Source organism: Rhodomicrobium vannielii ATCC 17100 (genome assembly GCF_000166055.1).
Taxonomy (GTDB): domain Bacteria; phylum Pseudomonadota; class Alphaproteobacteria; order Rhizobiales; family Rhodomicrobiaceae; genus Rhodomicrobium; species Rhodomicrobium vannielii.
Genome location: NC_014664.1, coordinates 3,547,131 through 3,559,499 on the forward strand (window position 1 = coordinate 3,547,131; position 12,369 = coordinate 3,559,499).

Below are 12,369 nucleotides of genomic sequence, written 5' to 3' on the forward strand. Positions count from 1 at the left end.
GCGCAAGAGATGCCGCGATTATTTGAGGTAATGCCCGTTTCGCAAAAAATTATTGGCGAAAAAACAATATTACATCGTTTAATTCGATTTATAATAGTTGTAATCAAGTGTATTTCTGCCACTAACGGCATAACGTAACTCTCTAACCTCCTTTTTCTTGCGTTTCGCCGATTGACCTTGCCCCGCCGACTCAGCCACTGGTTGCATCTATTGGCTGTGTTAATTCAGCGATGCATCAAAAATGCATCGCGGGAAGCCGTCGGATGCGGCGTTCTAAAATTGAAGCTGGAACTCTGCGGATCAGGAAAAGCGCCGTGAGACGACATCAACCAGGTTCAAGCGCCCTTTGCGGAGGCAGGCATTTCAAAGCCATCACGATCTGCACCGCATGCCTTGCAGGCGCCCTGCTGATCCCGGCTCTAAACGCGACCCCCGCACTTGCTGACGAAAAAGACGGCCTGCCCGAGCAATCCATCGCCACGAGCCTCGATGGCGGACCCGACAAGGATGCGCGCGCCGCGTTGGCAGCGAAAGGCGTCACATACGGCATTAACTACATCGGTGAAGTCTGGACCAATTCCGGCGGCCGGGAAGACGTCACCACCTACCTCGGCCGACTTGAAATCCTCGTCGATGCCGATCTCGAAAAGCTGTGGGGGCCCAAGGGGCTGACATTCCACGTGAACGGCTATCAGATCCACGGAGCGGGACTCGAAAAATATCTCGGCTACCCGCTCGATTTCATCAGCTCCATTGAGGCGCTGCCTTCCTCACGGCTTTTCGAACTCTGGCTCGAACAGAAGTTCGGAGAGCGCGTGTCGGTGCGCGCCGGTCAACTCGCGGTCGACAGCGAGTTTATGACCTCCGAAACCGCCGGCAAGTTCTTGAACTCCTCATTCGGCTGGCCCGCTATCTGGTCGACCGACCTGCCGAATGGCGGAAACGCGTATCCTCTGGCGACGCCCGGCGCGCGTGTGAAAGTCGAGATGACGGACAAGCTGACCTTTCTCGGGGCGATCTACAATGGCAATCCGGCTGGCTGTCTAGACGGGCAGCGCTGCAACCGCAATGGCATCGACTTCCGCACGCAAGACCCGCCCTTCGTCATTGAGGAAGTACAGTACAAATATAATCAGCGCGCGAAAGGCGTGGAAAAGGACGGCGGCAATAAGGGTAAGGAAAATGCCTCAACCGATCTTCTGAGCCTCCCCGGTATCATAAAGTTCGGGGCGTGGCAGCACTTCGACAATTTCCGGGATGTATATTCGGGAACGCTCATCGATGCCGATATCAATGTGTCGCCGAGGGGGTTTTGGGGAAATTACGGCTTTTACGCGCTGGTCGATCAGCAGATTTATCGGCTGGCCAACGATCCAGAGAACGGTGTCTTCGTTTTTACGCGCATCGCGGCTGCGCCCTCGGAACGCAACATCGTGAGTTTCTACATCGACGGCGGCGTCTTCTTCCGAGGTTTTGTTCCAGGCCGTTCGGAAGACACCTTTGGCGCGGCGCAGACATATGTCCAGGTCTCGGGCGATGCAAGCGATGCGGATCGTTACATCGCGGATTATACAGACCCCTCCTATCGTGTGCGCAATTTCGAAGCCGTGGCGGAAGTCTTCTACAAGTTTCAGATCGCGCCAGGCTTCGCAGTCCAGCCGGATCTGCAATATATGTGGAATCCGGGCGGCGGCATCGCGGAGAACAAGGACGCGGTCTACGGCGGCGTTCGTGTCAGCATCGCCTATTGATACGACGACCCGGCTGCCCGCGCAGCACTTCAGATGGCGCGAAAGTGCTTCGACAGCTTCAGCGACTGCGCCTGATAGTGCGATCCGATGTCGTGCCCGTAGAGGCGCGCGGGCGGCTCCGAGAGCGGTTCGTAGCTCAGCCGCCCGATCAGCTGACCGTCTTCGAGGATGAACGGCACCTTGTGGCTGCGCACTTCCAGCACCGCGCGGCTGCCATGACCGCCAGCCTCCGCCATGCCGAAGCCGGGATCGAAGAACCCCGCATAATGCACGCGAAATTCGCCCATCAGCGCATTGAATGGCTCCATCTCGGCGGCGTGGGTGGCAGGCACGCGCACCGCCTCCTTCGAGGCGAGGATGTAGAACTCGTCCGGGTCGAGGATCAGGCGGTGGTGATGGGTAGCCGCGATCGGCTCCCAGAACTCCTCGATGTCGTAGGCGCCCGCGCGGTCCACGTCGATGACGCCGGTGTGGCGCTTGGCTCGATAGCCGATCAGCGCGCCCGGCTCGCCGCCCAGCTCGACGGACAATGCGACATCGCGCGGCTGGCCGCCTGCCTCGGCGGATGCCGCGGCACCGCCGCCGTTCGCGTCACGGAACCGGATTTGCGAGAGGCGCGATCCCGTCCGCACGAGGATCGGGAAGGTCTGCGGGCAGATTTCGAGCCAGAGCCGCCCCTTGTAGCCCGCGCCGGTCTGATCGAAGCCGGGACCGTGGTCGGCGATGACGCGCGTGAATACATCGAGGCGCCCGGTCGAGCTTTTCGGGTTGGCGATGCCGGAAAGGAACAGCGGCAGCGCGAGCGACTCGTCGATTTCCGCTACATACACGCAACCGACTTCGAGCACCGCGCCGGGGCCGAGGTCGATGGTGTGCAGCTTGAAGCGCTCGATCTGGTCTTCCGTCTTCGTCCCCGGCCCCGGAATGAAGCTGGCGCGCACGCGAAATGCGCGGCGGCCAAGCCGAAGATCGAGGCTCGCGGGCTGGATCTGCCCCTCGCCGATGGGGGCGGAAGCCGCAATCGCGCCCTCGGCGACGAGCTTCGCAATGGCCTGTGAGGGTAGAATGCCGGACGCTTTCACGCTCAGGGAAGAGGTCATTTCAGGTGCAATCATCTCTATTGTTGCGCTGGCTCCACCGTCTGTTGTCAAGCAGCATCGAGGCCATCGGCGCGAAGACAAGCATTATCGGAAAAGTTGCGTCTGCGCGAGTGGGCTGAACGGCCGCAGCGCCACGCGCCGCGAGCCTGCCCCCGCGCGATGACAATATTCAAAAATTTGTGGAAAAGCCTTTTACCGAGCGGAAGCAAAGGTGCGCTTCAATGCTGGAATATCCCCTCAGCTTTGACTAAGCGTATTGATGCGGAGGTCTATGTCCGCACTCTCCCGAGTGTTGCCGAGCGGAAGCGAAAGCGCATCTTCAAGCCCCGATTTGCACAACATGGCGGTTAAGCGGCGCGGTCTCAAACCTGACAGGCGGGGGCGCATCCGGCGTTCGGGCGCCAAACTCAGGCTCGCGGTCGCGATCTCCGCATGCGGCGCGGTGATCGGCACCGTTCTTTTCTTCTGCGCTGTCGTCAACGAGGCGCGCTCTTACGCGGAAAGCCGCGCCTGGAACCATGTCTCCACCCTTTCGGCCGCGTTCGAAGAGCAGGCGCGCGCAAACCTTGAGATGGTCGCGAGCGCGATTCAGTTTCTCAAGCCACAATTCGCGGAGCACGGAACGAGCGTGAGCCTGATCGACTGGCGGACCTATCTCCCAGCCCTGGCCTCATCCTCAACCACGGTGCAGATCGCCTTCGTCGGGTCGGACGGAAAGCTGCTTGCATCGTCTCTTACCCAAGACCCGCCGCCAATAGACCTCTCGGATCGCGAACACATCCGGGTGCAATTGGAGGGGCGACCCGGCCTCTATGTCGGCAAGCCGGTGATCGGCCGCATCTCGCGGCAATGGACGATCCAGATCACGGACCGGGTGGAAGGCTCGGACGGGAAGCTTGCGGGCATCATCGTCTTTTCGCTTTCGCCGGACTCGCTGACGACGCTTCAGCGATCGATCAACCTCGGCAAAAGCGGCAGCCTGATGCTTGTGGGGACGGACGGCGTCATCCGTACATCCTTCGCCAACTGGCAGAAGACCGACGTCGCCCTCGTGGGAACGACATACCCGAACCTGCAGGCACTCACCGGCGGCCAACTCGCCGGGCAAAGACGCGTCCATGATCCGCTGAATGGTTCCCAAACCTTTTTCCGCTGGCGCAAGGTCGGCGATTATCCGCTTCTGGTCTTGTCCGGGATCGCGGAGCCGGAGGTTTACGCCGCCGTCAACAGAGCAGCCGCCAAACTGGGAGCGCTATGCGCGAGCGTCCTGGCGCTTCTTCTCAGCCTGAGCTGGGTTCTAGCGCGTGAGATCGCGCGGCGCGTGGAACGGGAGGTCGCGCTTTACGATGGAAGTCGCAGGCTCGCGCTGGCGAATGACAGCCTGCGCCGCCGTCACCGCCAACTTGGCAGAACGAGCGCGGCTCTGGCAGCAGAGCGCGAGCGGCTTCAGCACATCAACGTGGAACTGAAAACCGCCAAGGAGCAGGCCGACGAAGCCAATCGGCTGAAGACCGCCTTTCTCATGAATATGAGCCATGAATTCAGGACGCCGATGCACGCGATCCTGAACTATGCCGCGTTCGGGTTGAAGGCTGCGCGCGGAAGCGACGAAGCGCGGCTGGAGAGGTGTCTTACGAACATACAAACGGCGGGCGACCGCCTTCTCGGCATGCTGAATGCGCTGCTCGATCTGTCCAAGCTCGAGTCGGCCTGGTCCGATCTGGACAAGGAGCGCGGAAACCTCATGGACGTTGCGCATAGCGCCGGAGTCGAACTCGGCTCGCTTGTCGAGGAGAAGGCTCTGCGCCTGCGATTTGAGGCACAAACCAGCGACCTTGAAGCCGTATTCGACGCGCGGCGCATGATGCAGGTTTTCGTCAATCTGTTCTCGAACGCGATCAAGTTTTCTCCGAAAGGCGGAACCATCACCGTCACGATGAGCGATGACGCGATGCCCGACGGCGGCGAGGCCATCCACTGTCATATCGAAGACCATGGTCTCGGTATCCCGGAAGACGAACTCGAACGCGTATTCGACAAATTCACCCAGAGCAGCAAGACGGACACCGGAGCGGGGGGCTCGGGGCTTGGCCTGACGATCTGCCGTGAAATCGTTCGACTGCACGGCGGCCGCATATGGGCAGCCCCTTCGGCAAACGGGGCATCGATCCATTTCATCATTCCCAGAGCCGGACCCGATCAGATTAAACCGACCCGATCCTGACGGCCTCTATCGGAGAACCCGCCCAGATGGGTTGTATTATCGCGACTAAGACCCGGTTCTATATTGTTAAATATTGAAAGCTTATCCTTCCGAAAACTTTCCATTTCCCGCCTAAGCTGATGGAAATGACTGATCCGACGCAGCCGGAAGCTTTGCGGGATTTTGCCGCCGTTGCCGCGGAGGAGGAGCGTTTGCGTGCGCTCTACGAGCTCGACCTTCTCGATACGAGGCGAGAACGTGCTTTCGATCAACTCGTCGCCTTCGCCTCCAGTCTGTTCGAAACCCCCATCGCCCTGATCTCGCTCATCGACAGCCATCGTCAGTGGTTCAAGGGCAGGCTCGGCTTCCCTTACGCGGAAACGCCGAGAAGCGTGGCCTTTTGCGATCACACCATCCGGGGGAGCGGAGTCTTCGTCGTTGAAGATGCAACGCGAAACCCGATCTTCTGTCGAAACCCCCTTGTGACGGGCGAACCCCACATTCGCTTCTATGCGGGAGCGCCGCTCACACGGCGGGGTGGCCAGAACATCGGTTCGCTCTGCGTGATCGACCGGCGCGCGAGGACGTTTTCCAATCACGACGCCGAACTCCTTGCGAGCCTCGCGGATATGGTGGTGACGCTCGCCGAGGGCCGCGTCAGGAAGCGACGGCTCTTGAGGCGCGTCGCGCGCTTGCAGATCTTGGGGCGCAGCGAGCGGCTCAGGTCGGATTTCCTTTCCCACGTCTCCCACGAATTGCGCACGCCGATGCACGTAATTTTGAGCCACGTTCATAGCGGGCTGAAGATAACGTCGAAGGGCGGCACGTGGAATGCAGAGAAGCATCTCGCGAGCATTCACACAGCGGGAAAAAGGCTGCTCAACCTTCTCAACGACCTGCTCGACCTCCAGAAGCTGGAATCGGGCAAGGCGGCTTTTTGCTTCGAGCGCGGCGATCTCGCCGAAGTCTGCGAAACGGCGCAGTCGGAACTTTCCCCGCTTCTCTCGTTCAAGAACCTGTCCCTCGCGCTCGTCGTAGAGACCGATAACGCCCAAACCCTCTTCGACCGCAACGGACTTTTACAGGTGATCGTGAACCTTCTCGCGAACGCTATCAAATACTCGCCCCAGAGCGGCGTAATCACCATCGTGCTTTCCGACGCGACCGCACCCCACCATTGCGCCCCCGGTATCATGTGCGCGATCTCGGATGAGGGCATCGGCATTCCGAATGACGAACTCGAGTCCATATTCGACAAATATGCGCAAGGCACGAATGCCAAGACCCTCGGCGGAACGGGGCTCGGCCTGTCGATCTGCCGGACCATCGTTTCCGCGCACGGCGGGAGAATCTGGGCGGAGAACGGCCGCGGACGGGGCGCTGTCATCAAATTCGTGCTTCCCCGCGCCGTCTGAGTGCCCCGCCCTGATCGTCCGCCCTTTCCTCGACGGAACCCTTCATTGCGTTTTCAGGTTTTTCTAGTTCCTTAGGTCAAAGGCAATTTGTCGCTCCCTCCGCCGTGCCGGTGGTTTTTCGCGGGTTCCGTATGCGCAAGATCCTTTATGTCGATGACGATGCGCTGAACCGCGATATCCTGCGCGAGCTTCTGTGCGAAGGGGGCTACGATGTTGTGGAGGCGGACGATGGCGACACCGCGCTTCAGCGCCTCCACGATACGTCCGGCATCGATGCAATCCTCCTCGACCGGATGATGCCGCGCATGGGCGGCATTGAGGTGCTGAAAGCGGTGAAGGCGGATGCGCGTTTTGCCGACATTCCCGTCATCATGCAGACTGCGGCAACTTCCCGCGACCAGATCCTTCAGGGCATCAAGGCGGGCGTCTATTACTACCTCACGAAGCCGTATGAAGATCAGATGCTGCTCGCCATCGTCGGCGCCGCGCTTCAGGACGCTGCGCAAAAGCAACGGCTTCGCGAGGAGGTGGCGCAACATCGCAGCCTCATGGGGCTTCTCGAACAGGCTCGCTTCCGCTTCCGCACCCCGCAAGAGGCGCGCAGCCTCGCCTTCCTCATCGCCAACTGTTTTCCCGAGCCGGAAGCGGCAATCTACGGTCTGCACGAAATGCTCTCCAATGCGATCGAGCACGGCAATCTCGGCATCACCTATGATGAGAAGACGCGCCTCATTCTCGAAGGGCGGCTGCGGGAGGAAATAGAGTGTCGCCTCGCTCTCCCCGCCAACCGCGAGAAATGGGCGTGGCTGAGCTTCGAAACGGACGGCAAGACGCTTCGGGCGCGCATTCGCGACCAGGGCAATGGGTTTGACTGGCGGCCTTTTCTTGACATCAGCCCCGAGCGGGCAATGCATCCCCATGGGCGCGGCATCGCGACGGCGCTAAGGATGTCGTTCAGTTCGCTTGACTATGTCGGCTGCGGCAACGAGGTGGTCTGCACATTCGTCGTCGACGAAGCGTAGCCTTTCCGATCAGGCTTTTAACCTGATCGGTGATCGGTGATCGGTGATCGGCGCTGAGGCGCAGGCGACGAATCAGAGGTCCGCGAGAAGACGGTCAGCGCTGCTCGCCTCCGCGACGGAGGGATTTTCCTCCACGTGGAGCGCTTTCACCACGCCGTCTTCGAGCAGCATCGCATAACGCTTCGAGCGGAGGCCGAGGCCGAACCCGCCCGCATCGAGATCGAGCCCGATTGCCTTGGCGAAATCGCCGCTGCCATCGGCGAGGAACACGATCTTGTCGCCCGCTCCCGTCGATTTAGCCCAAGCGTCCAGCACAAACACATCGTTGACGGCGGTGCAGGCCACCACATCGACGCCCTTCGCCTTGAAGTCGTCCGCATGCTCGATGAAGCCGGGCAAGTGCGCGAGGCTGCATGTCGGCGTAAACGCGCCGGGAACCGCGAAGAGCACGGCTTTCTTGCCGCCGAAAAGCTCGTCCGTGGAAACATCGGCCGGGCCGTTCGCGGTCATGATCTTGAATTTCGCATTGGGAAGGTGAGTGCCGGGTGCGATGGTCATGTTCTCTCCCTGGACGCTTGAATTGGCCGATGCCCCGCGTCGCCTGGATCGGACCACGCGCGGAAGCCTGAGGATCGCTCGCCGTCGACGTGCGCCCTCCAAGTCTCGCCACGTATGAAGCGGCGCAATTCCTGACAATCCACCGGACGGCTTTTCACGATGACTTGAATGCCCCATCGGACACGCGAGCGAGCGCTGGGTTCCCGCCAGCAGTGATCTTTCATCCAACTTTTGGCAGGTGGCGGGTGAAAGCCTCGCTTTGGTCCAAAAGATGTTGCCGCGTACGGTGGAGGTTCATAATTTCGCTCCGATGCCGGTGCGAGAACCGGACGCGCCATCACGGCTGCGATTTTTCTGGGGGAAGCGATTGGCGCGGCGATCTTTCGTTCTGTTCGTCTCTATGGGCGTCTTTCTGGCGTTTTCGCCCGAGGCTGCCCGCGCCGCCGACGATCTCATCAGCAACATTTTCGGATCGGGCGACGCCGAGAAGGCGACGGGCGCAGCCTCCCCTTCGCAGCGCTCGCCGGGGCAGAGCGCGCCCAGAGTCCGCGCCTCCAAGCCCCTCAGCAAGGGCATCGAGAACCGCATCAAGCCCAGCCGTCGCTCCGGCAAGGAGGGCACGGCCGAGGCGAAGCTCGATAATGAGCAGGCGCGGGAGCTTTACATCCGGCGGAAGGCGCGGCTTGAAGAGATCAAGGCACGCCAGGGCGAGCTATCGAGGGACAAACGCACGCTGGCGAATAATCGCGCGCGGCTTCAGGCGCGTCTGGTGGAGACGGCGCGCTCGCTCAGGCTGTCCGAGAAGCGCCTCTCGGAGATCGAGACGCGGCTCGCCGAAACGCGCGAAAAGATGAAGGAGCAGCAGACGAAGCTCGACTCCAAGAGCCAGCAGCTTTCAGCGCTGTTCTCTCTCATGCAGGGGCTTTCGCGCCAGCCGCCGCCGCTTCTCATCACGCACACGCGCGACGCGTTGAAGATGATCCGCAGCGGCATGGTGCTCGCGACTTTTTACGCCGATGTCGAAAAACTCGCGACACAGTTAACGGCCGACGTCGATGCGCTGGAAGCGATCGAGAAAGACGCCGCGCTTCAGGAGCAGCGCCGCAGGATCGAGCAGGCGCAGAGCTTTCGGATCAAGGCGCAACTCGACCTCCTTATTGCCGAAAACCGGGAGCAGATACAGGCCAACGCGGCCACGCTGGAAAGTCTCGGCAGCGCATCGAAGATCAACGTAGCCAGCATCAAGAGCCTTGAGGACATGCTTCCCGCAATCAGCGCAAGCAAGGCAGAAGCGGATAACAAGGCGAACGAATTCAAGCCAGATGCCACGCGGGTTGCACTTCAGGCCGGCCGGATGAAGCCGTCGATACCTTTCGCTGCGGCGCAAGGTCTTCTGCCCGTGCCAGTACAGGGAAAAGCTCTTGTCAATTTTGGACAAACAACCGAAGATGGCAGTCCATCGAAGGGTATTCACCTAGAGTCGCGGCCCGGAGCACAGGTTATATCGCCCTGCGACGGTCAGGTTTTGTTCGCTGGCCCGTTCCGCTCATATGGTCAACTCTTGATTATCGATGCCGGTGGGGGCTATCATGTTGTAATAGCAGGCATGGAGCGGATCGAGGTCGACCAAGGTCAATTCGTTCTGGCCGGTGAGCCTCTGGCGGCGATGGGGTCTGAAACCCGCGCCGATGGAACGACGCCGAAACGCCCATCACTCTACGTCGAATTTCGTAGAGAGCAACAGTCTGTCGATCCCGCACCGTGGTGGTCTGCGGGAGGAAAAGGTTGAATATACATGCGCAAATCCGAACTCGCGCTCGGTGCTCTTCTTATTGCGCTGGTTTGCACAGCCAGCTTTTTCATTTTGCAATCCACGCGCCGGGATCAGGCCATTGCTGCGAATGCGGAAATCTACCGCCAGCTTGACCTTTTCGGAGAAGTGCTTGAGCGCGTCCGCGCGGAGTATGTGGAAAAGCCGGACGACACCAAGCTGATCGAAAACGCGATCAACGGCATGCTGCAAGGGCTCGATCCGCATTCGAGCTACCTCACGGCGAAAGAATTTCAGGACATGCAGGTGCAGACGCGCGGCGAGTTCGGCGGGCTAGGCATCGAAGTCACGATGGAAGACGGCGTCGTGAAGGTGATTTCGCCCATCGACAATACGCCGGCCGATCGCGCGGGCGTGATGTCGGGCGACTACATCACCCATCTCGACGGCGAGTCGATCCAGGGCCTCTCGCTGAACGAAGCGGTGGAGAAGATGCGCGGACCGGTGGATTCGCCGATCATGCTCACCATCATGCGCAAGGGCGCGAATGCCCCGATCCAGACGCGCGTCGTGCGTGACATCGTGCGCATCAATCCGGTGAAGTACAGCGCCGAGGACGATATCGGCTGGATCAAGGTCAAGACGTTCCAGAGCGAACACACCTACGAATATATGAAGCAGGGCATCGAAGACCTGAAGAAGACCATCGGTCCGAAGCTCAAGGGCTACGTCCTTGACCTCCGCAACAATCCCGGCGGTCTTCTCGATCAAGCCATCGCTGTCTCCGACGCATTCCTCGACAAGGGCGCGATCGTGCTGACAAAGGGCCGTAACGCCAGCGAGTCGAGCCGCGCGAGTGCAAAATCCGGCGACGTCACCGAGGGCAAGCCCGTTGTCGTTCTGATCAACGGCGGTTCGGCCTCGGCTTCGGAAATCGTGGCGGGCGCTTTGCAGGATCACAAGCGCGCCGAGGTGATCGGTACGCGCTCGTTCGGTAAAGGCTCCGTCCAGACCATGATCCCGCTCGGCGCGAATGGCGGCCTCCGTCTGACGACGGCGCGCTATTATACGCCGTCCGGGCGCTCGATCCAGGCGACGGGCATCTCGCCGAACTATCAGGTGGAGCCCGAGCTTCCCGACGACCTCAAGCAGCAGATGGCATCGTTTACGCCGAAGGGCGAAGCGAGCCTGCGCGGACATCTGAAGAACGAGGGCGCGCAAGAGGCTTCCGGCAGCATCTCCTATGTTCCCAAGGAGAAAGAAAAGGACGTGCAGTTGAAGGCGGCTATCGACCTTCTGCACGGCAAGAAGATCGAAGTCGCGAAGAAGGTCGAAAACGCGGCGGCTCCCGCAGCGGCCGCGACTGCGGAAGTTCCGAATTAAACTTTCGCATCCGCAAATGCGATCCTATAGTGAAAAGGTTCATGCGAGAGCGTGAGCCTTTTTGCTTTTTGTCGAAGCACAGGGGTGCTCAATGAAAACGCTTTTGATCGTCGCCGGGCTCTTTTTTACGCTTTTCGGAGGGGCCATCGCCTGGTTCGCCTCATCCGATCCCGGACATGAATACGATCTCAGTCTGGTGATTCCGATCGATACGCGTCACATGCCGCGCGCGGTCAATTTGCCTAAGGTCGAGTCCACGTCGAGCGCGGAAGTCGACTCGCCGCCCGCTGTGGACGGGCGCGCGGAAGCGGGAAACGCACCCGTATTTCCCGAGCGTCCTCCTGTCCAACTAAACTATGCGACCGGCGCTGCATCGGAAGCCCCTCGATAAGCGCTTCCAATGTCGAACGCCGCCGCATCCAGCTAAAAATGAACTCGTGTGAAGCGGGATATCGGTCTCATCGCCGCCGCGATGCATTGTTTATCGCTCGCCCTCGTCTGATGAGAGCTCCGTAACGGTTAAGCGCTATGGAGCGAACCGGAAATCGCTCGCGTGCCGAAACAGGAGCCGGCTCGCATTCGAGCCAACGCAAAAAGTCCCGCAGCATCATAAGGAAACAACCGCGATGCTCATCCAACCATCCACCCTCCCTTACCGGCTCTGCGCCGGGATCGTGCTTCTGAACGCCGAACGCCGCATCTGGATCGGCCACCGCACAAAAGACTTCGCTTCAGGTGAGGCGAATCGGCGCTGGCAAATGCCGCAGGGTGGGATCGACAAGGGCGAAGACCCAAGGGCAGCCGCTCTCCGCGAACTTCACGAGGAGACAGGCGTGACGAGCGTGTCGATTCTCGCGGAGGCACGGGCTTGGATCTACTACGACCTGCCGCCCGAATCCGTCGGCCGGGCCTTGAAGGGTAAGTATCGGGGACAACAGCAGAAATGGTACGCGATGCAGTTCACCGGCGATGAGTCTGAAATGAATCTCAAGCTCGACGGCCACAAGCCGGAGTTCGACTCCTGGCGTTGGGCCACTCCGGCAGAGGTCGTCGATGAGATCGTGGGCTTCAAGCGCGCTGCCTACGAGGCCGTTTTCGCTGAATTTGCTGACCTTCTCGTTCCATGAGGAACGATCTTTCGCAAAGGCGAAAAACGATCATTCAAT

The 12,369-nt window shown here is 60.3% G+C and carries 10 protein-coding genes; 8 read left to right on the forward strand and 2 right to left on the reverse strand.

Annotated elements, in window-relative coordinates:
- The first annotated feature begins 314 nt into the window (after nt 1-314).
- Nucleotides 315-1,751, forward strand: coding sequence for a carbohydrate porin (locus tag RVAN_RS16310; RefSeq protein WP_013420807.1), 1,437 nt, complete (start codon nt 315-317; stop codon nt 1,749-1,751).
- A gap of 29 nt (nt 1,752-1,780) precedes the next feature.
- On the opposite strand, the gene RVAN_RS16315 is transcribed toward RVAN_RS16310, so the two are convergent.
- A complete protein-coding gene (locus RVAN_RS16315; protein ID WP_013420808.1) occupies nt 1,781-2,851 on the reverse strand; it encodes a 2'-deoxycytidine 5'-triphosphate deaminase in 1,071 nt (356 codons plus the stop codon).
- Between the two features lie 340 nt (nt 2,852-3,191).
- On the opposite strand from RVAN_RS16315, the gene RVAN_RS19305 reads away from it, so the two are divergent.
- The 3 genes from RVAN_RS19305 (at nt 3,192) to RVAN_RS16330 (ending at nt 7,491) form a co-directional block, all read left to right on the forward strand.
- Complete coding sequence (locus tag RVAN_RS19305) at nt 3,192-5,075, forward strand: sensor histidine kinase (protein ID WP_049779496.1); 1,884 nt, start codon at nt 3,192-3,194, stop codon at nt 5,073-5,075.
- Between the two features lie 125 nt (nt 5,076-5,200).
- Nucleotides 5,201-6,469, forward strand: coding sequence for a GAF domain-containing sensor histidine kinase (locus tag RVAN_RS16325; protein WP_169309572.1), 1,269 nt, complete (start codon nt 5,201-5,203; stop codon nt 6,467-6,469).
- 131 nt (nt 6,470-6,600) lie between these two features.
- Nucleotides 6,601-7,491 (forward strand): response regulator, encoded by an 891-nt coding sequence (locus RVAN_RS16330; RefSeq protein WP_013420811.1) that lies wholly within the window; start codon nt 6,601-6,603, stop codon nt 7,489-7,491.
- Between the two features lie 72 nt (nt 7,492-7,563).
- Here RVAN_RS16330 and RVAN_RS16335 read toward each other — a convergent pair whose 3' ends face one another.
- A complete protein-coding gene (locus RVAN_RS16335) occupies nt 7,564-8,049 on the reverse strand; it encodes a peroxiredoxin (protein WP_013420812.1) in 486 nt (161 codons plus the stop codon).
- A 367-nt stretch (nt 8,050-8,416) separates the two neighbouring features.
- On the opposite strand from RVAN_RS16335, the gene RVAN_RS16340 reads away from it, so the two are divergent.
- The 4 genes from RVAN_RS16340 (at nt 8,417) to RVAN_RS16355 (ending at nt 12,330) form a co-directional block, all read left to right on the forward strand.
- Entirely contained in the window at nt 8,417-9,838 is a 1,422-nt protein-coding gene (locus RVAN_RS16340; RefSeq protein ID WP_155942496.1) for a murein hydrolase activator EnvC family protein, read from the forward strand.
- Between the two features lie 6 nt (nt 9,839-9,844).
- Nucleotides 9,845-11,203, forward strand: a complete 1,359-nt coding sequence (locus RVAN_RS16345; protein WP_013420814.1) for a S41 family peptidase — start codon at nt 9,845-9,847, stop codon at nt 11,201-11,203.
- Between the two features lie 91 nt (nt 11,204-11,294).
- Nucleotides 11,295-11,594 (forward strand): hypothetical protein, encoded by a 300-nt coding sequence (locus tag RVAN_RS16350; RefSeq protein ID WP_013420815.1) that lies wholly within the window; start codon nt 11,295-11,297, stop codon nt 11,592-11,594.
- Nucleotides 11,595-11,829: 235 nt separating this feature from the next.
- Entirely contained in the window at nt 11,830-12,330 is a 501-nt protein-coding gene (locus tag RVAN_RS16355) for an RNA pyrophosphohydrolase (protein WP_013420816.1), read from the forward strand.
- Nucleotides 12,331-12,369: the final 39 nt, after the last annotated feature.